This is a genomic window from Gordonia sp. (in: high G+C Gram-positive bacteria), assembly GCF_049647785.1.
GTDB lineage: Bacteria > Actinomycetota > Actinomycetes > Mycobacteriales > Mycobacteriaceae > Gordonia.
This window is the reverse complement of the sequence record NZ_JBARYI010000048.1, coordinates 1-25,179: the sequence shown is the minus strand read 5'-3', so window position 1 is coordinate 25,179 and position 25,179 is coordinate 1. Positions and strand designations below refer to the sequence as shown.

Annotated in this window: 23 protein-coding genes and 1 tRNA gene; 11 read left to right on the top strand and 13 right to left on the bottom strand. The window is 62.1% G+C overall.

The features are described from left to right. On the top strand, positions 1-782 hold a 782-nt coding region (locus tag WBA38_RS07220), incomplete at its 5' end, for an NAD(P)-binding domain-containing protein (RefSeq protein WP_424322395.1). On the opposite strand, the gene WBA38_RS07215 is transcribed toward WBA38_RS07220, so the two are convergent. Continuing rightward, on the bottom strand, positions 768-1,262 hold the full coding sequence (locus tag WBA38_RS07215) for an FBP domain-containing protein (RefSeq protein WP_424322394.1): 495 nt from the start codon (positions 1,260-1,262) through the stop codon (positions 768-770). The genes WBA38_RS07220 and WBA38_RS07215 overlap by 15 nt on opposite strands. A 186-nt stretch (positions 1,263-1,448) precedes the next feature. On the opposite strand from WBA38_RS07215, the gene WBA38_RS07210 reads away from it, so the two are divergent. Then, positions 1,449-2,054 (top strand): HdeD family acid-resistance protein, encoded by a 606-nt coding sequence (locus WBA38_RS07210; RefSeq protein WP_424294583.1) that lies wholly within the window; start codon positions 1,449-1,451, stop codon positions 2,052-2,054. 68 nt (positions 2,055-2,122) lie between these two features. Here the strand turns inward: WBA38_RS07210 and WBA38_RS07205 are convergent, their stop codons facing one another. The 4 genes from WBA38_RS07205 to WBA38_RS07190 all read right to left on the bottom strand — a co-directional run bounded on the left by WBA38_RS07205 (position 2,123) and on the right by WBA38_RS07190 (position 5,863). After that, on the bottom strand, positions 2,123-3,697 hold the full coding sequence (locus WBA38_RS07205; RefSeq protein WP_424322393.1) for a class I adenylate-forming enzyme family protein: 1,575 nt from the start codon (positions 3,695-3,697) through the stop codon (positions 2,123-2,125). Between the two features lie 177 nt (positions 3,698-3,874). Continuing rightward, positions 3,875-3,946 (bottom strand) — tRNA-Asn (locus WBA38_RS07200). A 71-nt stretch (positions 3,947-4,017) separates the two neighbouring features. After that, positions 4,018-4,734 carry a GntR family transcriptional regulator gene (locus WBA38_RS07195; protein ID WP_424322392.1) on the bottom strand — a complete coding sequence of 239 codons (717 nt, stop codon included), beginning with the start codon at positions 4,732-4,734 and terminating at the stop codon, positions 4,018-4,020. Next, positions 4,724-5,863 carry an acyl-CoA dehydrogenase family protein gene (locus WBA38_RS07190; protein ID WP_424295751.1) on the bottom strand — a complete coding sequence of 380 codons (1,140 nt, stop codon included), beginning with the start codon at positions 5,861-5,863 and terminating at the stop codon, positions 4,724-4,726. The genes WBA38_RS07195 and WBA38_RS07190 overlap by 11 nt, the downstream gene beginning before the upstream one ends. 139 nt (positions 5,864-6,002) lie before the next feature. Between WBA38_RS07190 and WBA38_RS07185 the strand changes: the two genes are divergently transcribed. After that, positions 6,003-6,770, top strand: a complete 768-nt coding sequence (locus tag WBA38_RS07185) for a hypothetical protein (protein WP_424322391.1) — start codon at positions 6,003-6,005, stop codon at positions 6,768-6,770. Between the two features lie 4 nt (positions 6,771-6,774). Here WBA38_RS07185 and WBA38_RS07180 read toward each other — a convergent pair whose 3' ends face one another. Continuing rightward, positions 6,775-7,962: a TetR/AcrR family transcriptional regulator gene (locus WBA38_RS07180; RefSeq protein WP_424322390.1), complete on the bottom strand. Its 1,188-nt coding sequence runs from the start codon at positions 7,960-7,962 to the stop codon at positions 6,775-6,777. A gap of 176 nt (positions 7,963-8,138) precedes the next feature. Between WBA38_RS07180 and WBA38_RS07175 the strand changes: the two genes are divergently transcribed. The 5 genes from WBA38_RS07175 to WBA38_RS07155 all read left to right on the top strand — a co-directional run bounded on the left by WBA38_RS07175 (position 8,139) and on the right by WBA38_RS07155 (position 13,783). Then, positions 8,139-8,939: an enoyl-CoA hydratase-related protein gene (locus WBA38_RS07175; RefSeq protein WP_424322396.1), complete on the top strand. Its 801-nt coding sequence runs from the start codon at positions 8,139-8,141 to the stop codon at positions 8,937-8,939. Between the two features lie 40 nt (positions 8,940-8,979). Then, positions 8,980-10,578 (top strand): fatty-acid--CoA ligase FadD5, encoded by a 1,599-nt coding sequence (gene fadD5 / locus WBA38_RS07170; RefSeq protein WP_424293599.1) that lies wholly within the window; start codon positions 8,980-8,982, stop codon positions 10,576-10,578. Positions 10,579-10,719: 141 nt separating this feature from the next. Then, positions 10,720-11,850, top strand: a complete 1,131-nt coding sequence (locus WBA38_RS07165) for an NDMA-dependent alcohol dehydrogenase (RefSeq protein WP_424293598.1) — start codon at positions 10,720-10,722, stop codon at positions 11,848-11,850. Between the two features lie 142 nt (positions 11,851-11,992). Continuing rightward, the gene (locus tag WBA38_RS07160) at positions 11,993-12,877 is read left to right on the top strand and encodes a hypothetical protein (RefSeq protein WP_424322389.1); all 885 of its coding nucleotides are present in this window, start codon (positions 11,993-11,995) and stop codon (positions 12,875-12,877) included. Positions 12,878-12,973: 96 nt separating this feature from the next. Further along, positions 12,974-13,783, top strand: a complete 810-nt coding sequence (locus tag WBA38_RS07155) for a serine hydrolase domain-containing protein (protein WP_424322388.1) — start codon at positions 12,974-12,976, stop codon at positions 13,781-13,783. An 11-nt stretch (positions 13,784-13,794) separates the two neighbouring features. Here WBA38_RS07155 and WBA38_RS07150 read toward each other — a convergent pair whose 3' ends face one another. The 7 genes from WBA38_RS07150 to aceE all read right to left on the bottom strand — a co-directional run bounded on the left by WBA38_RS07150 (position 13,795) and on the right by aceE (position 23,259). After that, positions 13,795-14,313: a DUF3145 domain-containing protein gene (locus WBA38_RS07150; protein ID WP_424296177.1), complete on the bottom strand. Its 519-nt coding sequence runs from the start codon at positions 14,311-14,313 to the stop codon at positions 13,795-13,797. Positions 14,314-14,766: 453 nt separating this feature from the next. Further along, the gene (locus WBA38_RS07145; RefSeq protein WP_424296175.1) at positions 14,767-16,218 is read right to left on the bottom strand and encodes an acyl-CoA carboxylase subunit beta; all 1,452 of its coding nucleotides are present in this window, start codon (positions 16,216-16,218) and stop codon (positions 14,767-14,769) included. A gap of 25 nt (positions 16,219-16,243) precedes the next feature. Further along, positions 16,244-17,509, bottom strand: coding sequence for a KasA/KasB family beta-ketoacyl-ACP synthase (locus WBA38_RS07140; RefSeq protein ID WP_424296173.1), 1,266 nt, complete (start codon positions 17,507-17,509; stop codon positions 16,244-16,246). Between the two features lies 1 nt (position 17,510). After that, positions 17,511-17,813 (bottom strand): meromycolate extension acyl carrier protein AcpM, encoded by a 303-nt coding sequence (gene acpM, locus WBA38_RS07135; protein WP_424296172.1) that lies wholly within the window; start codon positions 17,811-17,813, stop codon positions 17,511-17,513. 103 nt (positions 17,814-17,916) lie between these two features. Continuing rightward, positions 17,917-18,825, bottom strand: coding sequence for an ACP S-malonyltransferase (locus tag WBA38_RS07130; RefSeq protein WP_424296170.1), 909 nt, complete (start codon positions 18,823-18,825; stop codon positions 17,917-17,919). Positions 18,826-19,019: 194 nt separating this feature from the next. Beyond that, complete coding sequence (locus WBA38_RS07125) at positions 19,020-20,297, bottom strand: PucR family transcriptional regulator (protein ID WP_424322387.1); 1,278 nt, start codon at positions 20,295-20,297, stop codon at positions 19,020-19,022. Between the two features lie 193 nt (positions 20,298-20,490). Next, positions 20,491-23,259 (bottom strand): pyruvate dehydrogenase (acetyl-transferring), homodimeric type, encoded by a 2,769-nt coding sequence (gene aceE / locus WBA38_RS07120; RefSeq protein ID WP_424294259.1) that lies wholly within the window; start codon positions 23,257-23,259, stop codon positions 20,491-20,493. A gap of 305 nt (positions 23,260-23,564) precedes the next feature. Between aceE and WBA38_RS07115 the strand changes: the two genes are divergently transcribed. The 3 genes from WBA38_RS07115 (at position 23,565) to WBA38_RS07105 (ending at position 25,139) form a co-directional block, all read left to right on the top strand. Then, positions 23,565-24,077: a hypothetical protein gene (locus tag WBA38_RS07115; RefSeq protein ID WP_424322386.1), complete on the top strand. Its 513-nt coding sequence runs from the start codon at positions 23,565-23,567 to the stop codon at positions 24,075-24,077. A 205-nt stretch (positions 24,078-24,282) separates the two neighbouring features. Then, positions 24,283-24,669, top strand: a complete 387-nt coding sequence (locus WBA38_RS07110) for a DUF3052 domain-containing protein (RefSeq protein ID WP_424294258.1) — start codon at positions 24,283-24,285, stop codon at positions 24,667-24,669. Positions 24,670-24,674: 5 nt separating this feature from the next. After that, positions 24,675-25,139 (top strand): peroxiredoxin, encoded by a 465-nt coding sequence (locus tag WBA38_RS07105; protein WP_424294256.1) that lies wholly within the window; start codon positions 24,675-24,677, stop codon positions 25,137-25,139. The last annotated feature ends 40 nt before the right edge of the window (positions 25,140-25,179 follow it).

Here is a 25,179-nt window from a genome sequence, read left to right as displayed (position 1 = left end):
GCATGTCGCAACGCAAATCGGATCGCTTCCGATTCCTCGTCCGTGCACAGCATCCGGACGGGGTAATCCGTACCTATCGAACCGGCGCAGTTATTAGTGGGACCGGCACCTGGGACCGTCCGTACGTCCCCTGGTACCCGGGCCAATTTCTCGGACGGCAACTCACGACGCGCGACTTTCCGGAGCCGCGCGACTTCGCAGGTCAGAGCGTTCTCGTGGTGGGCGGCGGGATTTCGGCCGTGGAATTTGTGATCCTGCTCGACGAAGCGGGCGCGAGGCCAATCTGGTCGACGCGCACACCGCCGCGCTGGCGGGATAGCCCCTTCGACGTCACTTGGGGGCGTGACGTTGAAAGGCGCGTCGCTGAACGCACCCGTGCCGGATTGCCGCCATTGAGCGTCGTCGCCACCACTGGCCTACCTCGGCACTCGCGATTTGAGCCGGCATTGCAGGCCGGAGTGCTGACCTCTCGCGGTCCCATCTCACGGCTGACTGCCGGTGGTGTCGAATTTGTCGATGGGACCACAGAAGCGGTCGACGCCATCATCTGGGCTACCGGCTTTCGGCACTCCATCGGGCACCTTGCGCCGCTGCGTGTGCGCGAGTCGACCGGCGGGGTACTAATGGCCGACGACGACGTCAGCGTCGTGAAAGTTCCGGGCCTGTTCCTTGTGGGTTACGGGCGCAGCGCGTCGACCCTTGGTGCCACCCGGGCCGGGCGGCGCGCTGCCCAAGCTGCGGTCCGCGTCACCGTGGGCGACCCCGAGCTAGTCCTCGGTTGAGAGGACTTCGGAAACGAATGTGGCCACGCGGCGCTGCAATTCGGCAATCTGCTCACCGCGGACGGCGTTGAGGTCCGTCGCCTTGTGGTACGCGGGAGGGAGCTTGCGGGCGTTCTTTGAGCAGGAAAAGTTGGAGCAGACGAGGGCTCCGATTGTGTCGCCGCGGCGACCATTGGCGCCGGTGCGGCGTACCGTCCAGAGCACCGCTTCGTCGGTAATCTCCACGTCGCGGCACCATATGCACATGGCTTTGCGTCCAGGCTTGGCGTCAGCGCGAGTCAGGAGCAACGACACTAGCTCACCGTTGAACTCGACGGTGATGTAAGCGCGACGAGGGATTTTGCGGTCGCGCCAGCCGAAAAACTCGTGGCGTTCGAAATCGATGTCGTCAAAATCGAGTGGAAACGACACCTTCTTTACTTCGCTGCGCGTGGTGCCGCGGAAGGAGTCGAGGATCTGCTCTTGGGTGATCGCTTTCATCGTGAAATCCACGGTAGCGCACAGCTTTCGGTGATGTCGATCAGATATCACTGCGGCGTTTGTCCACCGATTAATCAGACCAAAGCGCTAAACTTCGCGTGCTCCGATCTTGTCGGGCTGGGTCTGTGCCCACCGATCGGCGTAATCGGCATCGCGCTTATCTATGACGAAAGGGCTTCAAGAACAATGACTTTTAACGACCAGCTCGGAGGGCCAGCAACGGTTGCGGCCGTCAAGGAGATGACGCAGCGCACGTGGCAGAGTCTCGTGGGGATCGGTATCGCGTCGATCATCCTCGGCATCATTATTTTGGCGTGGCCGACGGCAACCTTCCTGGTTGCTGCGATCCTGTTCGGCGTTTACCTGTTGATCTCGGGCCTGTTCCAGATCGCGTCGACCTTTGGTGTGCAGCACCCCAACGGTTGGTGGCGTTTCCTTACGTTCGCGTCGGGTGCAATTTCCATTCTGTTGGCGTTCGTCTCCTTCCGTAATTTGATGAGCGGCATCATCCTGCTCGCGATCTGGATTGGTATTAGCTGGATCTTCCGCGGCATCGCCGAACTGTCGGTGTTTATGGATGCGCAGAGTGGTCTGCCAGGCCGCGGCTGGGGCATCTTCTTGGGCATCATCACCGTGATTGCCGGTGGCATCCTGATCATTTGGCCGATTAGCTCGATCGAAACCCTCGTGTGGGTCTCGGGCATCATGCTGATCGTGGTTGGCATCATCGAAGTCGTGAACGCCTTCATGCTTCGGTCGGAGGCAAAGAAGGTGCACGGTCTCGTGGCCTAACCGTCGTCTGAACAACGGAATTCGCCCCAATCCCGCCGACGGGATTGGGGCGACTGTTTTGTACGCGATTAAGAACTCTGCGACGGCACTAGGGCTACTTTCCTGATCTTGCCTGCGGGAGTCATCGGTAGGGCATCGACGACTTCGACGGTGTCGGGGATTTTGTACTCGGCCAAGGACTTTCGGCACATTGCGATGAGGGCTGCGGTGTCGACCGCAGTACCGGGGGCCGGGACGACGAACGCGTATCCGGTCTCGCCGTACGTTTCGTCCCCGACACCGATCACTGCCGCCATCGCCACATTGGGATCGGTCACCAGTAGATTCTCGATCTCGGCCGGGTACACGTTGTAGCCGCCGCGCACATACATTTCCTTCTTGCGGGCAATGATCGCCACGTGGCCGTCGTCGCTCATAGTGGCTACGTCGCCAGTCGATAGCCAACCGTCGGTGCCGAAAGTGGTGGCAGTTTCGGCGGGCTTGTCCCAATAGCCTGCCGCCACGCATGCGCCGCGGATCTGAAGTTCGCCGACACTACCTCGGGGGAGTTCGGTGCCGTCGTCGGCCACAACACGGCCTTCGACGCCGTCGAGCGTGGTGCCGATGGATGTCGAGACCAGTTCGAGGGTGTCGTCTTCGGGGGAGATGATGCATGCGCCCGACGACTCCGACAGGCCGTAAAGATTCGCAAGGCGGGGACCGTTGAAGCGTGCGGTCACTTCATCGGCTAAAGCCGGTTCGAGATTGGCGCCGCCGACGACGCAGAGTCTGGCGTGCGAAACATCGCATGCGGCAAAGGCTTCCGACGCCAGGAGCATTCGGTAAATGGTCGGTACGCCGCAAAAGATGGTGATGGGGTGCTTATTGGCCGCGGCGACCACGAGATCTGGCTGGAAGCGTGCGGGTAAGACGATCGCCCCACCTGCCACGAGGCTCGCCCCGGCGGTGCAGGTTATGCCGCCGACATGATTAAAGGGCAGGACGCCGAGGATGACGTCCTTCTCGGTTTGGTGGAATCGGTCGGCCTGCATGGCAGCCGACGCCAGCAAACTGCGGTGGGTCAGGGTAGCGCCCTTGGGATCACCGGTGGTGCCGGAGGTGTAGAGGATGACTGCGGGATCGTCGGGCGCAATATTCGGGTCGCCCTCTGGCGCATCGTCGGTGGGGACGCCAGCTTCAACGAGCGCGGCCCACGAAGCGTCGTCGTGGCCACCGAGATACGCGATGCGTTCGACGGTTGGAATCTGCGGTGCCAGCTCCTGAAGGAACGGACGGAATTGAAAGCCGCCTGCCTCCTCATCGCAGATAAGCATCTTGGATCCCGACTGCCCGAGCATGTACACAAATTCGCGCTCGCGGTAGACGACATTAAGCGTCACCAGGATGGCGCCGATACGAGCGGTCGCGTAGTAGGCGATCAGCCATTCAGGGGTATTCGATGCAGCGATCGCGACCCGATCTCCGCGACCAATTCCGGCGGCCCGCAGCCCGGCGCTGGCTCGCACAGCGCGGCGCTGCATCTCACCGAAGGTGATGGTGTCGTCGCCGAAGTGAATGAATGGGGCATCCGGAAATGTGCGGGCACGATCGGCCAGGACGTGGCCGATGGTGGTGTTGGTGACGGAGTCAAGCAGCGACGACACGGGGAGGGCCTCTTCTCGTACGGGTAGGAGTGAGGCCACCGTATGACGAGTCGGCGGGGCGTGAGGGACGTTTCGACTGTCGGCGGCGCAGACTGCGAGCCATTAACCCCCTTAGCCCCGCGACCGTGCCGGAGAAAGCAAGAAACCCGCCTCAAAAATGAGGCGGGTTTCTGGAAGCTCCCCCAATTGGATTCGAACCAATAACCGCTCGATTAACAGTCGAGTGCTCTGCCGTTGAGCTATGGGGGATTGCTCGATGCGAACGAGATCAGACTCTATCGTATCGATCTGCGGGAGTGCAAAACGCCTGGTCGTAGGGGTTAGTTGGTGGAGTCGGAGGGCGAGCGCCAGATGGCTGTTGTCTCCAAGTGGGCAATCAAGCGAGCGGCACCATCGGTGAACTCGGCGCGGATGCAGTCGGCCGCAGCATCGGCATCACCGGTGCGATAGGCAGCAATGAGTGCGTCGTGCAGTTCGACGGTGGTGTTTCCCCAGTCCGGGTCGGCGGCGTATAGGGCGTGCGGTGTGTACCGCGTGGTGTTGAGCAGGATCCACGCGAGCTTGGTGTTGCCGCTGATCTGATTGTGGGTCCGGTGGAAGTCGAACTCGGCCGCTGTCAGTGCCGGGGTATCGGCAGCGGCCAGCGCGCTGCGGAACTGGGCGTTGGCCCACGCCAAATCGTCAACCTGGGCCGACGTGATGACAGCGGCGGTCCGGCGCGCAATCCGGGCGGCCGCCTCGCCCTGCAGCCAGAACAAGTCGTCAATGTCGGTCCGAGTCAGCGGCGCGACTTCGTATCCGCGGTGCGGGGCGAGGAGCATCATGCCCTCGCCCCGCAACGTCAACAGCGCTTCCCGAACCGGCGTCACACTGACTCCCAACGCTGCGGCGGTCTCGTCGATCCGCACCCGATCGCCGGGCAAAAGCTCGGCGGTCATGATCTGGTGCCGCAGAATCGAGGCAACTTCTTCGGACAGCTGAGGCTTCCGCCGTGGTCGAGCTGTCGAAGAATCAGTCACTGATGGATCAGAGGCCATACGTCTTTCCGATGATGTCCCGCTGGATTTCATTGGTGCCGCCGAAGACGGTTGAAATGATTGCGGTCCGCATCAGCCGCTCGGCGTCGAACTCGGTGGCGTAGCCGTAGCCACCCATCATCTGCATGCCGTCGATCGTCATCTTCTTGCTGACCTCGGTGGCCTTGAGCTTCACCATCGATGCCTCGCGCGGCATCATCTTCTTGGGATTGGCATCCGCGGCGCGCGCCACGCTGTAAACCAACTCGCGCGTGCAGGCAATCTCGGTGGCGTGGTCGGCCATCCGGTGACGCAGTGCCTGGAACGAGCCGATCGGCCGACCGAACTGCTTGCGCTCGGTAATGAAGGCGAGAGTGTCGTCAAACGAGCGCTGCGCCAATCCCAACTGCATCGCGGCCAAGATGAGGCGCTCCGAGTTGAGGCCCGACATCAGTTGCTTCCACCCGTTGCCGACCTCACCGACGACCGCTGAATCGGGGACGAAGGCATCGGTGAAGTAGAGGTCATTGACCTCACGGCCACCGAGCGTGTCGATTCCCTTGATGACCAGGCCTGGGGTATCGGCGGGGACATGGAACTGGGTGAGGCCCTCGTGCTTGTTCTCCGACCGTTCGGTGCGGGCGATCAGCAGGATGCTCTTGGAGAAGTGCGCATTGGAGCACCACGTCTTCTGTCCGTTGATCTTCCATCCGCCGTCGACCTTCTCCGCGCGGCACGTGAGCGCACCAACGTCAGATCCGGCTTCCGGTTCAGACATCGAGACAGACAGTGAATCGCCTGCGACGACGCCGGCGAGGACTTCGTTGCGCATGTCGGGATTGGCGAACTTGGCGTACGCGGCAGCGGTGATCAAGGTGGGGCCGACGGCGCCGATCGGGGCCTGGCCGCGGACGGCTTCCTCAAGGAAGATACACATTTCGACGTTGCCCGCGCCGGCACCGCCGAACTCTTCGGCGACGTTGATGCCAGCCCAGCCCAGTTCGGCCATCTTGCGGTACAGCACGTCCGAGTGCGCGTCCTGCCCGTTGTTGGTAAGCGCGAGGCGCTGCTCGCGCGTACCGACCTCGCGGGCACAGAAATCGCCGACGGCCTTCTTGAATGCTTCTTGCTCGGGCGTGAACTCAACCATGGGGGCTCCTCGAGGCGTAAACCACAATGCGGGGGGATGAAACAGATCACTATCTGTGTACCACATATATGTACGAGCAAAATATGTGAACTAGACCACATAGCAAGTTCTTGGTTGTTACCCGTTACTGTTGGTGCGCATGGGCGACGGCAGCGATGAGCGTGACGAGAAGGCCGGATCTGCTGGTCTCGACCGCGAGGGGTTGCTCGCGGAAAATCGGGCGCGACGAGCACAACTCCGCGAAGACGAAGAGGCCAAGGCGGCGCGTAAAAACGGCACCGGTGTGGGGGTCGACGGTGAACAGCACGACGCTGACAGCGCTGTCGGCGACAGTGCTGCCATAGACGGTGCTGCCATAGATGGTGCCGGTGCGACCGAACCCGCCGGTGCGCCGCCTGCGGATACGCGAGCGACTGCGTCGAAGACGTTGGTGCGAGCCCTGGCCGCGTCGACAGTCATTCTGGCGATCGCGGCAATCGTCCTGGGGGTCCTGCTCGCTGTGTCGGCATCGAAGTCCGACGACTCTGCCAGCCAAGAGGCAGTGAACACCGCCAAGGACTATGCAACCACCGTGCTGACCTACCAGTCCGGTAACTATTCGGATTTGGACCGTCGAATCCGCGGCATTTCCACCCCGCAATTTGCCGACCAGTACATAAAGTCCTCACAGGCGGCGCGCACGGGCAATGATGCCGCCCAAGCGACGGGAACGGCGAAAGCGCTTGAGGCGGGCGTGATTTCGATGAGCGACGACACGGCAGAGGTGTTGGTCGCGGTAGACCAAAACGTCAAGAGCCCGCTGGTGCCCGCACTAGCGAAGGACGGTATCGATTACCAATCGCGAGTCAAGATCACCCTGACCCGCGATGGCGACGAGTGGAAGCTGTCGAACCTCGAGGTGGTGTAACAGTTCACGCTGGTTCGGGGAGCAAGACGGCCGCGACGATCGCGCCGACTGTCTTGGCATCGATACCGCGGTAGCCGATCGCTAAGTCGGTGGCCACGTTCAGCGCGGCATGCACCAGGAAGCGAGCAGCCGCCGAAGCTACCTCGGGGCGTGCACGCTGGAGCCAAGTTGCCCATTCATCGACATTGCGGCGCTGCTGCAGTCGGAGGGATCGCAATTCGGCGGCTTCCAGGACTGTCGTTTCGCGCAGGTACACGGTCATGATTTCTGGATCTTCGACGCAGAGGGCGCTGTAGCGGGCGGCGAGGGCGACAAGGGCTTCGGCCGGGGTGGTTGCGCGGGAGAGCCCGTCGGTGATTGCCGCGGTAGTCCGTTCCGATGCCCGCCACATCGCGGCGCTGAGGATGGCGTGCTTGGAGGGGAAATGGCGGTAGACGCCGGATGGGGGAAGACCTGCGGCGGCGCCGATCTGCTCCAGCGTGACTTCGTGAAAGCTGTGCTCGGCAAACAGTCGGATGGATTCGGTGAGTATGCCCTCGCGCTTGCCGAGCGGGGCGAGACCCGGCGCGGTCTCCGAGGGGCCGGGCTCAGGCAGTGTTACCCGCAGGACGCTGTCCGCGGCTTCGCTGAGGACGTCGACTGCGGCCTTGCGTGCCAGTGCGACGCGATGCGTCACAGGGCTGGCAGCCACCGATAGGGTCGCTGTCACCAAAATGCCGACGGCGTGATCGGAGAGTTCCGGTCGAAGAGTGCGTAGGGGAGTCGACAGTCGTGCGCGGGTCCGCCGGGACAGGGCCGCCAATCGAATCCGGTCCTCTCCATGGAGGAGGCCCGGTTCACGACGATAGATGTTGCCTGCCTCGCGATTGTCGAGCGCCACCGATGTGAGCGCTCGGACCACCGTGGCGAGCTCGAGCGCCGGGTCAGTTTGCTGCGGGGCCTCGTCGGCAGCGGCGGTGAGGTCGGCGGCCAGTTCGATGAGGGCCGCGGCAAACAATTCGTACTTCCCGGAGAAATGTCGATACAGCGCAGGTGTGGAGATGCCAGCCGCGTCGGCTATGGCGCTCAGGTGGGTCGCATGAAATCCCGACTCGGCAAAGATCCGGGCGGCAGCCGCAAGGATGACGTCGCGACGGTTAGCCGGGCGTTTGCGCGTGCGGACGGCGCTCGTCGGATGTGGTCCTGCGGTCATAAGGACCAATGTTAACGAATCGCGCCATTCTTCAAACAATCTTTCCGAAAACGCAATACTCCCAGTTCAAGACTGTGTATGAGTCATAAAAGTTAATCAGCATTCGCATGACTTATCTCACTCGGGGTGTTACTGTGATGGCGATTCAAGGCAATCTCACCACCGCGAGGAGTGCGATGATCAGCGAGGCCGAGCTTCGTGACGGCATCTGGACAAGTATCGACGCAGACGGGGTGGCGCGCCTCGAGATCGACCGGCCAGCTGCCCTGAATGCGCTGGATGGTGGAGCCTCCCTCCGGATCATTGAGTGCTGCACCCAGTGGGCGGTCCGCGACGATGTTCGTGTCGTGGTCCTGTCGGGGCGCGGCGGTGCCTTTTGCGCCGGCGCCGACGTTGTCGGCATGGCGACGGACGCAGCAGGGTCGGGCGGATTCGACGAATCCGCGTCGCGCTCAATCATCGAAAACGGATCCAATCTGGTGCGGGCAGTTCGTGGCCTCCCGATGCCGGTGATTGCCGCCCTCGACGGTCCCGCCGTCGGGATTGGGGCGTCGATCGCCGTGGCCGCCGACCTCGTCTACGCGACCAGTCGCTCGTACTTTCTCCTAGCCTTCGTCAATATCGGCCTCATGCCCGACGGTGGAGCGACCGCGATCTTCGCCGCCGCGATGGGGCGGGCCCGCGCCAACCAACTCGCGCTACTCGGCGAAAAGCTGTCGGCCGCCGAGGCTTTTGAATTCGGACTGATTAACGGGGTGGTGGAGGACGTCGACGGCCTCCAAGCAACCGTTCAACGGACCGCCAAACGGCTGGTGCGGTCGTCGCCGACCGCCCTCGCTCGGACCAAAGCCGCGCTCGACGAACACGCCCTTCTCGGCCTTCCAGACGCACTGGGCCGCGAAATCGTCGGACAGACAGAACTCTTGCAGGCGCCAGCCTTTCAAGAGGCCATCAAAGCTTTCGTTAACCGCTCATAACTTCTGACCAAACGCCCACCCGAACCAACTTGGAGACGCCATGACTGACATCCTCGGATTTGCCCTCAACAGCGAGCCTCAGCGTTCACGCCGAAACCACTGGAACAACCAGGTTCGCCGTCATGCCTCGATGAAGCCCGACGACATTGCCTTCCGCTTCCTCGGTCACAGCACCACCTGGAGTCAGTTGGACGAGCGCACCCATTCGTTGGCGGCAGCGCTGCTGCGACGCGGTGTGCAGTTTGGCGACCGTATTTTGGTGCTGATGCTCAATCGCACCGAGTACGTCGAACTGGTCCTGGCCGCCAACCTGATCGGGGCCATCCCGGTTCCCGTCAACATTCGGATGGCGCCGGCAGAAGTGGCCTTCCTGGTCGGAGACTCGGGGGCGCGAGTTATCGTGACCGAAACCATGCTGGCTCCGCTCGCCGACGCCGTCGCACAAATCACCGGATCTATTGAAACGATCATCACGGTCGGCGATGTGGCAAACGAGTCGCACCTCGGGTTCGAAGACCTCATCACCGAAGAGGGCGACCCGCTCCCCGAGATTGATATCCCCGAAGAGACCGTCGCCCTCATCATGTACACCTCGGGAACCACCGGTAGGCCCAAGGGATCGATGCTGACGCACATCAACTTGCAGGCCCAAGGCTTGACCTGCATTCAGGCGCTCAACACCGCCGACGACGACATCGCGTCGTGCGTGGCCCCGATGTTCCACATCGCTGCCCTCGGTGCCATGACACCGACCATCTACATGGGTGCGACCACGGTGATTCACCCACTCGGCAACTTTGACCCCGAGCAACTGCTCGACTTCCTCGAGGCGGAAGGCACCACGTCGATCTTCCTGGTGCCCGCGCAGTGGCAGGCGGTGTGCGCTGCCCAACAGGCGAAGCCTCGCGATCTTAAGCTCCGCGTCGTCAGCTGGGGTGCGGCACCCGCGTCCGACAGCGTGCTGCGCGCGATGAACGAGACTTTCCCCGATGCGATGAACGTTGCGGTATTTGGGCAGACAGAAATGTCGCCGATTACCTGCGCTCTGGAAGGCAAGGATGCGCTCCGCAAACTGGGTTCCATCGGCAAGGTGGTACCGGCGGTCACCGCACGCGTCGTCGACGCCGCAATGAACGACGTTGCCGTGGGTGAGGTCGGCGAGATCGTCTACCGCGGACCCACCATGATGATCGGCTACTGGCAGAACCCGCAGGGCACCGCCGATGCCTTTGCCGGCGGCTGGTTCCACTCCGGCGACCTCGTGCGCCAGGACGAAGAGGGCTTCCTCTACGTCGTCGACCGCGCCAAAGACATGATCATTTCCGGTGGTGAGAACATCTACTGCGCCGAAGTGGAGAACGCCCTGTTTAGCCACCCGAGCATCGCCGAAGCCGCCATTATCGGCAAGGCTCACGAAAAGTGGGGCGAGGTGCCCGTCGCGGTGGTCGTGCTAGCTGAGGGTGTTGATAGCCTCTCGCTCGCCGAAATGGAGCCGTATTTGAACGAGAACCTGGCACGGTTTAAGCACCCGAAGGAACTGGTGATCGTCGACGAGCTGCCGCGCAATGCTGGCGGAAAAGTGGTGAAGCCGCAGTTGCGCGAGGAGTACGGCAGCAAGGACGCGGGCCTCGTTCACTGACCCATACGACGCGGAAACTGGAACGTGTTTCATTTTGGGCGTCAAGTGACTACCCTCACTAGCAGATGCGGTGCAGAGCCGTACCCGACGCTTGGATGCGGCCGTGCCGCAGCGTGATTCGAAAAAGAGGTAACAGAGACTGTGAAGACCAAAGGCGCCATCCTCCGCGAACTGAATAGCCCGTGGCAGATCGAAGAAATTGAAATCGGCGACCCCAAGGCGCACGAGATCAAGATCCGTATGGAAGCCGCTGGCATGTGCCACTCCGATCATCACCTGATGACCGGAGGCATCCCCATGGGTGGCTTCCCGATCCTCGGCGGCCACGAAGGTGCCGGCGTCATCGAAGAGATCGGTGAAGGCGTCACCGACTTCGCAGTCGGCGACCACGTCGTGCTGTCGTTCATCCCGTCGTGCGGCAAGTGCCGCTCGTGCCGCGCTGGTATTGCCAACCTGTGCGACTTCGGTGCCATGCTGCTGCAGGGTGAGGCCGTCTCCGACCACACCTTCCGCATCCACACCGCAGCCGGCGAGCCCGTTTACCCGATGACGCTGCTGGGCACCTTCAGCCCGTACATGGTGGTGCACGAGGCTTCTGTGGTGAAGATTGACCCGGAAATCCCGTTCGAAGTTGCCGCACTGTGCGGTTGCGGTGTCCCCACCGGTTACGGCTCGGCGACCATCGCTGCAGACGTTCGCCCCGGCGAAGACGTTGCAGTCATCGGCGCCGGTGGCGTCGGTACGGCAGCCATCCAGGGTGCCGCGACCGCTGGAGCCCGCAACCTCTTCGTCATTGACCCGGTGGAATGGAAGCGCGAGCAGGCGCTCAAGTTCGGTGCCACGCAGGTCTTCGCGTCGATCGACGAGGCCATGAACGAGATCGGCAACGCCACCGAATGGGGCATGTGCCAGAAGGTCATCGTCACCGTCGGTGAGGTGTTCGGCAAGGACGTCGACAGCTACATGTCGATCACCGCCAAGAACGGCACCTGCGTCATGACCGCCATGGGCAACATGATGGCTAACGACACCGCACTGAACCTGTCGATGCTGTCGATGCTGCAGAAGAACCTGCAGGGCACCATCTTCGGTGGCTGCAACCCCAAGCTCGACATCCCGAAGCTGCTGTCGATGTACAAGATGGGCAAGCTCAAGATCGAGGAAATGGTCACCCGCACCTACAGCCTCGACCAGATCAACGAGGGCTACACCGACATGCTCGAAGGCCGCAACATCCGCGGCGTCATCCGCTACACCGACGCCGACCGCTAAGCCGTAGCTGACACACCCAGAAGGCCCGCAGACACAACGGTGTTTGCGGGCCCTCTGCCGTCCAGACGGAGTGTGCAGCGACCGGTTGTCGGATACGTGGCTTAATCTGAGAGCGTCTATTTGGCGCTCAACAAGGGGAACAATGGCTGAGAAGAAGAGCTCGCGGACGCGTGCCGAACGTGGTGCGGCAGTCGCAGAGCAGGAAACCGTTAAGGGTGGGGCATGGAAGGCCTCGCCCGAAGCGAAGTCGAAGGCGCTGAAGCTGCGGATCTTTGCTGCGGTCCTCTGGATCATTGCTATCGCCGCTGAGCTTTTCACCATCTTCTGGGTCCTCAAGCAAGACCCAATCAACATTTGGCTACTGATTGGCCTGATCGTCGGTATCGGCGTGTTTGCGCTCGGCGGGTCGTTCCTCTGGAAGAAAGCCAACCGCTACGACCCCGCGTCCAAGAAGGACAAGGTCCGCTTCTTCATCCAAAACCAGCTCGGCGTGATCATCACGATCATTGCCTTCCTGCCGCTGATCGTCATGATCTTCCTCAACAAGGACATGGATGGTAAGCAGAAGGGAATCGTCGGCGGTGTGGCGATTGCCATCGCCGTGATTGTCGGCCTTGCCAGCGCTGACTGGACGCCGCCGTCAGTGGAGCAGTACAACACTGAAACCAATGTCGTCGAACAGCTCACCGGCAAGAACGAGGTGTTCTACAGCAAGTCCGGGTCGGTGTTCCACGTGTGCGCTCAGGCTTCTGATCTGAAGCGCTCCAGTGCGGTCCTCGACGGCACCGTGGAAGAGGCACATGCTGCGGGAATGGATCGTCTCACCAAAAAGTGGGTCAGCGAAGCGATCAACCAGTGTGGCATCCCTGCTCAAAAGGTCGATGCGGTCCTGAACGGCGTCGAAGACGCAACCTCGACGCTCGACGAAGGCCAATTCACCACCGACGCCGATGGCAAGACCGAGGTTGCGCCGAACGTCGCACCGGCACCGGGTAACGAGCCCAACGTGCCTGTGGCGCCGAACTAAGCAGAAAAGTAATTCGGCAGTGTGCCCCGCGATCGTTTCGACGGTCGCGGGGCACACTGCTCTTTTTCGCGTTGGTGGGGAAGTAGGGTCGAGACCGTGAGGACTCTCAATGCGCTTGCTGAATGGCCCGTCGACAACGTTGCCGCCGCCGTCGTAACACCTGACGGTGTGGTCGGCAGCTACGGCGACACCAGCCGCGTCTACGAACTTGCCTCGGTGACGAAACTGCTTGTTGCGCAAGCAGTCCTGGTCGCTGTAGAAGAAGGGGCGGTGGAACTTTCGACGCCGGCGGGGCTGCCGGGCGCAACGGTCGCGCATTTGTTGGCGCACGCGTCGGGCATGGCCTTCGATAAGCGTGAGGCCGCGGCGGGAGTGGCCGAGCAGCGAATCTATTCGAGCGCCGGGTTTGAGACGCTGGCCGACCTGGTGGCCGCCGAATCGGAGATCGCGTTCGAGGACTATCTGCGTGAAGCGGTGTGCGAGCCGCTGGGGATGGCGTCGACCGGCTTGTTTGGGCCTGCCGGACACGGGGCCCGTTCGACCGTCGCCGACCTAACCGCGTTTGCTGCAGACCAGCTTGCGCCGCAACTGATTTCGCCGGAACTGGCGGGGGAGTCGTCGAGTGTGCAGTTCCCCGGGCTTGACGGATTTGTGCCCGGTTACGGCAGGCACCGCCCCAACGACTGGGGGCTGGGATTTGAAATCCGCGGACACAAAACGCCGCACTGGACAGCCCCGGACCATTCGCCGCGCACCTACGGTCATTTCGGCCAGGCCGGCACATTCCTCTGGGTAGATCCGGATCGTCGAGCCGCGGCGGTCGTGCTGACGGATCGTCCGTTCGGTGCCTGGGCCAAGCCGTTGTGGAGCGACTTCAACCAGGCGGTACTACAGGAGTTGGGCTAGTCGATCAGGGCCTAGCCGACGCGTTGGCTGAGCCAGGTCACTTCGGTGCCGATGCCGCCCATTCGGTACGACTCGAGTGAGCGATCCCAGGCGGTACCGAGGATGGTGTCGAGTTCTGCGGCGAGGCCAGCGCTGTCGGGTTGGGCGTCCATCATGGCGCGAAGTTGCATTTCGCCGACGATGACGTCGCCGTTGGCACCGGTGGCGCCGTGCCAGAGGCCGAGTCCGGGTACCTGGCAGAAGCGTTCGCCGTTGACACCTTCGCTCGGATCTTCGGTGATCTCAAAGACCAGACCTGACCATTCACGGAGGGCGTTCGTCAGGCGGGCACCTGTTCCGACGGGCCCGGTCCAGTCGACGGTGGCACGCATGCGGCCGGGGTCGGCGTCTTGTGCGGTCCACTTGAGGTCGGCCCTCGCATTGAGGGTCGACGAGAGCGCCCACTCTACGTGCGGGCATAGCGCGACAGGAGAGGCGTGGATGTACACCACACCGCTCGTCATGTCCGCAAACTGATTGAGATTGCGCACCTTTTCACCTCCGGTTCGACGAGGAACGTCTTCCCCAAGCGCACCTATCGCCGCTACCGGATATCACACTGTTGATACGAAGTATGCCTTGTGAGTCGCGTGTTGCGCCAGTTAAATCTGTCTATTCTCAGGTTTCCCTTCCGCCCCGCCGTTCTCGCTCCGCTCAATTTCCCCTTTTCTGTCACGATTCGGCCCAACCGTCACCAAACACGGCAATGGGTGACGGTTGGGCCGGTCGCCGGCCGCGTCTTGCGTCAGAAAAGGGAGAGCGCAGAATTGTGCCATCCCTTTTCTGTCACGAGTCGTCGTCGTGCGCCGACCAGACCGTCACCAAACGGGGGGATCGGTGACGGTTAGGCCGAAACGTGACAGAAAAGGGGAGATGCGACGATCCCCCGATCGCGCGGGGCGAATCGGGGGATCGTCGGATGAAACTTCAGCGGCTGCCGTGGGTCACAGGGGGATGTTCTTGTGACGGCCGCGGCGGGCCGGAGCCGACGCGAGAGCCTCGGCGATGGTGCTGCGAGTCTTAGCAGGGTCGATGATCTCGTCGACGACACCGATGGACTGTGCACGGCCAACGCCGCCGGCGATCTGCTCGTGCTCGACTGCCAAACGCTCGTGAAGCTCTTCGCGCTCCTCCTCTGGAGCAGCAGCGAGGGTTTTCTTGTGCAGGATGCCGACGGCAGCCTTGGCGCCCATGACTGCAACCTCGGAGCCCGGCCAAGCGAACACGGCCGTCGCACCCAAAGCGCGCGAGTTCATGGCGATGTAAGCGCCACCGTAAATCTTGCGGGTCACCAGGGTGACGCGCGGAACCGAGCATTCTGCGAAGGAGTGCAGCAGCTTGGCGCCGCGACGGACAACGCCGTTCCATTCCTGGCCGACGCCGGGCAGGTAGCCGGGGACGTCCGTAACGACGATCAGCGGGATGCCGAATGCGTCGCAGAGACGGACAAAACGTGACGCCTTCTCGGCGGCCTCCGAGTTCAAGCAGCCACCCATGCGGAGCGGGTTGTTGGCGACGATACCGACGCTACGGCCCGACAGTCGACCGAAGCCGACCGTGATGTTGGGTGCCCACTTGGCCTGGATTTCTTCGAATGTGGTGATCTCGGTCTTCTCGTCGGCAGCGAGCTGCGTGTCGACGAGAGCTTCGATGATCGGGTGGACGTCGTATGCGCGACGAGCCGATTCCGGCATCAGCTCACGCAGGTCCGTATCGCGAGCTTCGGCCTTCTCCTTGTTGAAGTGGCCCTGCTGCGAGAACGTGCCGACCAGTCGGCGTGCACGCCAGTAGGCGTCAGCTTCGGAATCGGCGGTGATGTGGCTGACGCCCGAACGCTTGCCGTGGGTGAGCGGACCACCCAGCGACTCCATGTCGACCTCTTCGCCCGTGACCGACTTGACGACGTCGGGGCCGGTCACGAAGACGCGACCTTCCGGCGCCATGATGACGAGGTCGGTGAGCGCCGGGCCGTAGGCTGCGCCGCCAGCGGCGAAGCCTACGACCACGGAGATCTGCGGAATGTAACCCGATGCGCGCACCATCGCCTCGAACACGCCCCCCACAGCGTGCAGGGCTTCGACGCCCTCGGCGAGACGTGCGCCACCGGAGTGCCAAATACCGACGACCGGAGTCTGCTCGGCAATGGCGGTGTCGATTGCGTTCACGATGTGAGCGCAACCGACAATGCCCATGGCACCGCCCATCACGGTGCCGTCAGTGCAGTACGAGACGGTGCGGACACCGTTCACGTCGCCGATGGCGGCGAGCACACCCGACTTGTCTCGGGGGTGCAGCAACTCGACGGTTCCATCGTCGAAGAAGCTAGTCAACCGCAGCAACGGATCGCGAGGATCGGTTGCTTCCTCATGGCCGGGGATGGGTGCCAGTGTGGTCATCGGGTTCTCCTTTGGGGGTTGCGGATCAGTAACGGCCGAATGCCAAGGCCACGTTGTGCCCACCGAAGCCGAAGGAGTTACTCAGCGCGTAGTCGATCTGACCGCGTCGAGCTTCGCCATGTACGACGTCAATGTCGCCGCACTCCGGATCCAGATTCTCGAGATTCAGCGTCGGCGGAATGACAGAATCTTCCACCGCTTTCACGGTCAAGACCGCTTCAAGGGCGCCAACGGCACCAATTGAATGGCCAAGAGCCGACTTGGGCGCATAAATGGCGGCGTGGTTGCCCACGGCTGCCTGGATGCCCAGCGATTCTGCGGTGTCACCGATCGGGGTGGACGTCGCATGTGCGTTGACGTGTGTGACGTCCGACGGCTTGAGGCCGGCGGTCGCCATCGCGCGAACCATCGCACGGGTGTTGCCCTGGCCCGAGGGGTCCGGTGCAACGAGGTGGTAACCGTCAGAGGTAATTCCGGCACCAAGGATGCGAGCATGGATATGAGCACCGCGCGCCTTGGCGTGGTCCTCGCGCTCGATGATCATCATGGCAGCGGCTTCACCAAAGACGAAGCCGTCGCGGTCACTGTCGAACGGCCGCGATGCGCCAGCAGGATCGTCGTTACGGGTGCTCATTGCGCGCATCATGGAGAACGCGGCAATCGGCACTGCGTCGATGTGTCCCTCAACGCCGCCACACACCATCATGTCTGCATCACCCATGACGATGTGTCGCCATGCGTGTGCAATTGCTTCAGCGCCCGAGGAGCAGGCCGAAACGGGTGTGATGACGCCGGCGCGTGCACCGACATTGAGCCCAGCGACTGCCGCCGGGCCGTTTGGCATGGCCATCGACACCGCGAGCGGCGACACCTTGCGGTAGTTGCCGGTCTCGGCGAGAGCGTTCTCGGCATCGACCATCGCATCTGCGCCGCCGATACCGGTGCCCATGACGACGCCCAGGCGGTCGGGGTCGACCTCGGGGGTGCCAGCATGCGCCCAGAGACGCTTGCTCATGACGTGCGACATGCGCTCGACGTACGCCATGCGGCGTGCTTCGATGCGTGTCACTTCGTTGGTGGGATCCTCAAGGAGGCGTCCGCCGATACGAACCGGGAGGTTGTACTTCTCGACGAAGTCGTCGGTCAGTTCCCGAATGCCTGATTGGCCGGCAACGAGATTTTCCCAGGTTGAGTCGAGATCAACCCCCAGGCTCGTGGTGGCGACCATCGAGGTCACCACCACGGAGGGGAACTCTCCACCGAGCGTGGAAAAGTCACGAAGTTCGGTCATATCAGGCCTGGCTCGCCTCGATCTGAGCGGCGATCGCTGCAGCGGTCTCGGGGTTTTCAGCCTCGAGCTTCTGGACGTAAGCGACGGTGTCGCCGACGGTGCGCAGGTTGGCGAGGTCCTCATCGGGAACCTTGACGCCGTACTTGTCCTCAACCTGGACGGCAATTTCAACCATCGACAGCGAGTCAATGTCCAGATCGTCGACGAACGACTTCTCCAGCGTCACTTCTGACGGCTCGATGCCGGTGACTTCCTCGATGATTTCGGCGATGCCTGCGACGAGCTGTTCCTGAGTGGCGGCCACGGTGTGGTCCCTTCTATTTCGGTGATGCTATTCGGTTCCGGAAATCAGCGTGTGCTGAGTGGACGGGCGCGTTGGCCTTCCGGGGGTCGGGTGCTGCCGACCGCTATCCAAGTCCTGGGAGGTCCTCCAGATCGCTGGGAACCTTGACGGCACGCGACGGCACACCTTTGAGTTCGCGCTTGGCGATGCCCACGAGGGTGCCGCCCGGTGTGAATTCGATGATGGCGCTGGTTTGCGCGTCGCGCATGGCGTCACTGCACAGATCCCATCGAACGGGATTCGTAACCTGTGTGACGAGCTTTTCGAGGGCCTGCGCACCAGTTGTCACAGCTTTGCCGTCGGAGTTCGACAGTAGCGTGCGGGTGGGGTCCTTGGGGGTGATCTTCGCGGCGGCCACTGCGACGGCATCCTGCGCGGGTGCCATGTAGTGGGTGTGGAAAGCTCCGGCTACTGCGAGCTTACGCGTTCGGGCCTTGGCCGGGGGATCAGCGACGAGCTTTTCGATTGCGACGGTTGATCCCGCGGCGACAATCTGGCCCTTGGCATTGCGATTGGCCGGAATCAACTCGAGTTCCGTGAGGTAAGCGAGAACTTCTGCTTCGTCGCCGCCGAGGACAGCGGCCATGGTGGTGTCTTCGAGCGCGCAAGCCTTGGCCATTTCGGCACCGCGGATGCCTGCGAGGACCATGGCCTCGTCGGCGGTGATGACGCCAGCGAAGGCGGCTGCGGCAATTTCACCGATGGAATGGCCGGCGACGATCGCTTCGGCGGGGAGATCGTGGCGACGGTTGGCTTCTTCAAACGAGAGAAGTGCGGTGGCGACGACGAGCGGCTGCGTGACGGCGGTGTCGGTGATCTCTTCCGCGCTAGCGGTAGTTCCGAGACGTTCGAGGTCGAGGCCGGTGGCGTCGGACCACGAGGCGACACGGTCGCGGGCACCGGGCATGGTCAACCATTCGGTGAGCATGCCGGGTGTCTGGGAGCCCTGGCCGGGCGCAAGCAATGAAAGCACGTGACTAGAGAACACCTTTTCTGGTCGTCGTAGGGGTGTTGGCGAGTACTAACCTTTTGAGCGATCTTTGTAGGGTTCCTACAAAAGAGACTTTCTCGGTGTTCTCATCGTCATTGATTCGAGATTCGTTACTCGAATGATGCAAAAACTTTCTGACCTGCCATATGCAGGCAAAATGTGGTGACTGGTGTTACTCAAGGTGTTGAAGACGATGATCCTTGATGGTTCCGTGTCAATCTGCCGATCGTTAAGGCGACCCGCAGAACGAAGGCATCCCTGGCGTTAGATGCGTCACGCCCGGTGATGTCTGTCACTTTTTTTAGGCGATACCGCACAGTATTTGGATGGATGTACAGCGCGCGGGCACAAGTTTCTACCTGCCCGCCGTTGTCGAGGTAGGCCTCAACGGTATTAACGAGGGTCTCCGAATCGCTTAACGGTTGCACGATGGTCTCGTCCATCGTCTCGATGGCGGATCGGTCGCCGTTCAATGCGCGCTCGGGTAGGAGGTCCCAGCTATACGTCGGGCGCGGAGCGTTCGGCCATCCGACGACAGCCCGCATGCCAGCCATCGCCTCGACCGCACTCGCATGAGCCGACCCGAGATTCGGGGTTGTCGGGCCAATCACCACCGGGCCCGGTGCGAAATTGGCAAGCAACTCGGTCAAAAACTTGCCGTTGGGCTTCAATGGGCCTTCGACGATGGCAACCAGGGTGCTTCCCTGCACCACCGAAAGGGCGGCGCGGTCGTACTGCCTTGCCGTGTTGTGAATCGCCAGGGCGACCGTCACATTCTGTTCCGGCGGGGGAGATCCGACGATCACCGTCGCGGCCGCATCGGTCGCCCAGTTCAGCGCGGCTGCCCGTGAGAGCAACTGGGGGCCGTCGTCGCCACGAACGACGGCGTCGACGACGAGGGCTTCCATTCGCGAGTCCCAGGCACCACGCGATTCGGCGGCGGAAGCGTAGATGGCAGCGGCGGCGAAGCCAATTTCGCGGCCGTAGCGAAGGACCGATTCGGTGAGCGCGCGGAGTTGGGCATCGTTGCGGGCGAGCAGGGGGAGCCATTTCTCGAAGAACTCCATCGCCACGCGAACCATTTCGACCGTCTGCAAGAGGGTGATGCGCCGCGCCAAGTCTTGCGGGACGATTTGAAAGGCCTGAACTGTGAACTTGACGTTGCCTTCGGGGTCTTGGATCCACTCCACAAAATTCACGACTGCCGTCTGTACAACCAACTGCACGCTGGCGCGCTGAGCGGCGTCAAGGTCCGAGAAGTACGGCAATTGCTCGGACATCGAATGAATCGCTTCGGTGGCCAATCTGCCGCTGTATTGCTTGATGCGCCGCAGCAGTGTCTCGGGGAGAGCGTCGTGCACGGTGGCGGGAGCGGGGACGGCAGCTCCTCGCTCGCTGAAGACGTCGGTGGCGCGCGTACTGCTCAGGCGCGGATCTAGTTCATCGTCGGGCACGACTTCAATGTAGACCGCGACGGCACCTGAAGGCGGTGTCCAGTGGAGATGGCGAGGCGTAACAAAGCTCATGTGGTGAACAACCGCAAAGTATGTGGGACACCCCCATATATAAGGAATAGATGGACCCGCACGCCGAACGCCGACGACCTGGTGGTCGTCGGCGTTCGGAAATAGCAGCTAGCAGGAGTGATTAGGCTACGCCGGGATCACTGGTCTGCTCGGGTGCCGCTGACACATCGGTGATCTGATACTGCCGTGCCGCATCGGCAGCGACGGTGCGATCGATTTTCCCGTCACGTGCCAACGCAACCAGGACGCCAACGGCGATCGATTCGGCGTCGATGTTGAAGAAGCGACGCGCGGCCGGACGAGTATCGGAGAACCCGAAACCATCGGCACCGAGAGTCAGATAGGTGCCCGGCACATAGGCGCGGATCTGCTCGGGCACCGCACGCATGAAGTCGGTGACCGCTACCGATGGCCCCTTCGTGTACTGCAACAATTCAGTCAAGTACGGACGACGGGACGAACTCGGATCGCGGAGTTCGTCGCGGTCGGCAGCGATTCCGTTGCGCGAGAGCTCCGACCACGAGGTCACCGAGTAGACATCGGCCGCCACGTTCCAATCCTTGGCCAGCAAGTCCTGAGCAAGCAGCGCGTCGCCCATCGTGACACCCGAAACCAAGATGTTCGCGAAATGCTCGGCCGGCTTCTCCGCCTTGCGGTACAGGTAGGCGCCCTTGAGTAGACCAGCGACATCGAGATCGTCGGGCATGGCAGGCTGAGTGATCGGCTCGTTGTAGACCATCAGGTAGTAGAAGATGTTCTCCGCATCGGGCCCATACATGCGGCGCAAGCCGTCGATGACGATGTGTCCAAGTTCGTACGCGAAGGCGGGGTCGTAGGAGACGGCCCCGGGGTTGGTCGACGCCAGCAGCGGAGAGTGACCGTCTGCGTGCTGCAGGCCCTCACCGGTCAGGGTCGTGCGACCGGCGGTCGCGCCGACGACGAAACCGCGGGCCATCTGGTCGGCGGCGGCCCAGAAGCTGTCGCCGGTCCGCTGGAAACCGAACATCGAGTAGAAGATGTACAGCGGAATCATCGGCTCACTGTGCGTCGCGTACGACGTTCCCACAGCAGTGAAGCACGCCGTCGAACCGGCCTCGTTGATGCCCTCGTGCAGAATTCGCCCGCTCTCGGACTCCTTGTACGCGAGCATGAGTTCGGCGTCGACCGACGTGTAGTTCTGGCCATGCGGGTTGTAGATCTTCAGGGTGGGGAACCACGAGTCCATGCCGAACGTGCGGGCCTCGTCGGGGATGATCGGGACAATTCGCTTGCCGATCTCCTTGTCGCGAAGGAGTTCCTTGAAGACCCGGACCAGTGCCATTGTGGTCGCGACCTGCTGATTTCCTGAACCGCCCGCGACTGCCTTGAGTGCGGGAGCAATGTCCGGACTCAGCGGCTTGGCGGTGAACTTCCGGCTGGGCAAGAAGCCGCCGAGTTCGTTTCGGCGGTCGAGCATGTACTTGATCTCCGGCGAATCCATTCCCGGGTGGTAGTACGGCGGCAGGTACGGATCGGCTTCGAGTTGCGCGTCGGTGATCGGAACGTGCGCGGTGTCGCGGAACGCCTTCAGATCGTCGAGCGTCATTTTCTTCATCTGGTGCGTGGCGTTGCGGCCCTCGAAGTGCTTACCGAGGGTGTAGCCCTTAATGGTTTTCGCAAGGATGACAGTCGGCTGGCCCTTGTGCGCCATCGCGGCCGCATAAGCCGCGTAGACCTTGCGGTAGTCGTGCCCACCGCGCTTGAGGTTCCAGATGTCGTCGTCGGACATGTCGGCGACGAGTTCCTTGGTCCGCGGATCGCGGCCGAAGAAGTGATCGCGGATAAAGGCGCCGTCGTTGGCGCGGTAGGTCTGGAAGTCGCCGTCGACGGTCCTGTTCATCAGGTCGACGAGGGCGCCGCCGTTGTCGGCGCGGAACAGCGAATCCCATTCGCGACCCCAGACCACCTTGATGACGTTCCATCCCGCACCGCGGAAGAAGGACTCCAGTTCCTGGATGATCTTGCCGTTGCCGCGCACCGGTCCGTCAAGGCGCTGCAAGTTGCAGTTGACGACGAACGTGAGATTGTCCAAGCCTTCGGTGGCTGCGACGTGCAACAGACCCCGTGACTCTGGCTCATCCATTTCACCGTCGCCGAGGAAGGCCCACACGTGCTGGTCGGAGGTGTCCTTGATGCCGTTGCCATGCAGGTAGCGGTTGAATCGTGCCTGGTAGATGGCGTTCATGGGGCCCAAGCCCATCGACACCGTCGGGAACTGCCAGAACTCCGGCATCAGCCGCGGGTGCGGGTACGACGGTAGGCCGCCGCCCTCGCCGGCGTGGCTGTGTTCCTGGCGGAAACCGTCGAGGCGGTGCTCGTCGATCCGGCCTTCCAGGAATGCGCGCGCGTAGATGCCCGGCGATGCGTGGCCCTGAATGAAGATCTGGTCGCCGCCGCCTGGGTGGTTTTGCCCGCGGAAGAAGTAGTTGAAGCCAATCTCGTACAGCGACGCCGAGGAAGCGTAAGTCGAAATGTGGCCGCCGACGCCGATTCCGGGGCGTTGGGCGCGGTGCACCATGATCGCGGCATTCCAACGGATGAACGCACGGTAGCGGCGCTCTAGATCCTCGTCGCCGGGGAATTGCGGTTCAAGTTCGGTGGGGATGGTGTTGACGTAGTCGGTATTCGTCAAGGCAGGCAGACCGACTCGCTTGTCTTCGGCTCGCTCAAGGATCCGCAGCATCAGATACCGGGCTCGCTCGGGTCCAGCATCGGCCAGCATCCCGTCGAACGATTCCAGCCACTCGTCAGTTTCCGTGGGGTCGTTATCGACCAGGTACGAGGCGACTCCGTCGCGAATTACCTGGACACGACTACCACTTGACGCTGGTGAGGATCCGGGACTCGCCAGTGAGTCAGGGTTGGCGGGGGAGGATCCAGAAAGCTGATCGGTCACAAGATGCCACCTATCTCGCAGGGGTGAGGCGGCGCTGGTCGTCGTCACACCTGCGTGTCGGGGCCGCCGGGGTGGGGCGGCCGGATATTGCCGCTGACTTATTGGACGCGGCCTACCTTCTATCGTGCCGCAAATCACGAGGTATCGCGCTAGATGTGGCGAGTCACATTCAATACTGTGCGGTAGCCTCCTTCGTAATGTTGCTATCCCCGATCAGGCTCGGGAATGGCCGCGAATCGAAGGGGATAACTGTGGGCCGAGTGGCTCGGGCCATTGTGTCCGCGATCATCGCCGTGAGCATTATTCCGGCCTCAGCATGTGGCGGCTCCGACGATGCCGCGCCGTCAACCCCGCCTGCAGGGACCGTCACCGCCACGATTACCCGTGCGGGCGCCTCCGAGGCGGAAAAGATTGCGGTCACCCGATTGTGTAAGCAAGTCATTACGACGGCGGGTGTGATGGTGCGCGACTACAACGCATTCATCAAGCGGCTCAACCAGGTTCAGAGCTACGACAAAATCGGGTCGGAGGACAAATGGGCCGCCGACACGTTGACCTCCGGTGCTGATGAGGTCCGCAAAATGGTGGCACCGGACGTCCCAGAAGACATCGATGCCGAAGTTCAGGATTTTGTCACGAGCTCGGAGCGTCTGGCCGAGCAGATTGAAGGGCAACGTAGGCTCGCCTTGAATTCCGCATCGGAGAAATGGAGTTCCGATCGGGAGCGGCTCTTGGCGACATGCTCGGAGTACCTTCCCGCGGGATCCGACTGACCTGCGATAATTCAGGATCAACATGGTAGCGAAACAGCAGATACGACACTTCGTGTCGATAGACTCTGTGCGCGAAGGCATTTTGCCTTTAGGCTGTCCTTAAGCTGCGTCACTACGACGGAGCTTCGTATGCGCTTACAGCGATGCGAAACCAACGAATGGGAGGAAGTACGCGGTGGTAACCGCCCCAGAAGGCAAGGCCCTCATGCTCGGCTTCACCAACGGTATGTCGGTGCAGGAGATCGGGTGGGACGAGGACACTGACGACGACCTTCGAATAGAAATCGAAGATGCCATCGACGCAGAGATGTTCGACGAAGACGATGTCGACGTCATGGACGCTGTCGTCCTATGGTGGCGCGAGCAAGACGGCGACTTGGTCGACGCGCTGATGGATGCCATCGGACCACTCGCCGAAGGCGGGTTTATTTGGGTTCTGTCGCCAAAGACCGGACGCCCGGGATATGTCGATCCGGCAGATATCGCTGAAGCCGCACCGACCGCGGGTCTCACGCAGACCTCGGTGGTTTCGCTGGGCGACTGGTCCGGAGCCCAACTGGTGACGCCCAAGGCTCGTACCGGTAAGCGCTGATTGCCGTGACCGGTCTTATCGAAGTCGGTTCGCGCGCACCGGAGTTTGAACTTCGTGATCAGAATAACCAGATTGTCTCGCTGTCGAGTCTGACAGCTAACGGCGATGTCCTCCTGGTGTTCTTCCCGCTGGCCTTCACGGGCACCTGCGAGGGGGAATTGGGGTTTCTTCGCGATAATGAGCCGCGTTTCAACAATGACGTGTTGTCGACCGTCGCAATTTCGGTTGGTCCGCCCCCAACCCACAAGGTGTGGTCGTCGGCGCAGGGCTTCCTGTTTCCGATCCTCTCGGATTTTTGGCCGCACGGTGACATCTCGGCGCAGTATGGCGTCTTCGACGACGGCCATGGCTTTCCGAACCGCGGAACCGTCCTTGTCGGTAGCGACGGGGTCGTCAAGTTTTCGTCGATGGTCGGACCAGGTGAAAAGCGTGAAACCGACACGTGGGACGCGGCGCTAGCTGCTCTGTGAGGTGCGCGTCTGCCACCCATTTTCTTGTTCTCGCATGATG

Excerpts from the sequence above, each read along its gene's own strand:
- fadD5 (WP_424293599.1), top strand. The coding sequence starts at position 8,980 with ATGACTGACATCCTCGGATTTGCCCTCAACAGCGAGCCTCAGCGTTCA.
- WBA38_RS07175 (WP_424322396.1), top strand. The coding sequence starts at position 8,139 with ATGATCAGCGAGGCCGAGCTTCGTGACGGCATCTGGACAAGTATCGAC.
- WBA38_RS07180 (WP_424322390.1), bottom strand. The coding sequence starts at position 7,962 with ATGACCGCAGGACCACATCCGACGAGCGCCGTCCGCACGCGCAAACGC.
- WBA38_RS07160 (WP_424322389.1), top strand. The coding sequence starts at position 11,993 with ATGGCTGAGAAGAAGAGCTCGCGGACGCGTGCCGAACGTGGTGCGGCA.
- WBA38_RS07210 (WP_424294583.1), top strand. The coding sequence starts at position 1,449 with ATGACTTTTAACGACCAGCTCGGAGGGCCAGCAACGGTTGCGGCCGTC.
- WBA38_RS07145 (WP_424296175.1), bottom strand. The coding sequence starts at position 16,218 with ATGACCACACTGGCACCCATCCCCGGCCATGAGGAAGCAACCGATCCT.
- WBA38_RS07110 (WP_424294258.1), top strand. The coding sequence starts at position 24,283 with ATGCTCGGCTTCACCAACGGTATGTCGGTGCAGGAGATCGGGTGGGAC.
- WBA38_RS07195 (WP_424322392.1), bottom strand. The coding sequence starts at position 4,734 with ATGGCCTCTGATCCATCAGTGACTGATTCTTCGACAGCTCGACCACGG.
- WBA38_RS07185 (WP_424322391.1), top strand. The coding sequence starts at position 6,003 with ATGGGCGACGGCAGCGATGAGCGTGACGAGAAGGCCGGATCTGCTGGT.
- WBA38_RS07215 (WP_424322394.1), bottom strand. The coding sequence starts at position 1,262 with ATGAAAGCGATCACCCAAGAGCAGATCCTCGACTCCTTCCGCGGCACC.
- WBA38_RS07140 (WP_424296173.1), bottom strand. The coding sequence starts at position 17,509 with ATGACCGAACTTCGTGACTTTTCCACGCTCGGTGGAGAGTTCCCCTCC.
- WBA38_RS07190 (WP_424295751.1), bottom strand. The coding sequence starts at position 5,863 with ATGGTTGAGTTCACGCCCGAGCAAGAAGCATTCAAGAAGGCCGTCGGC.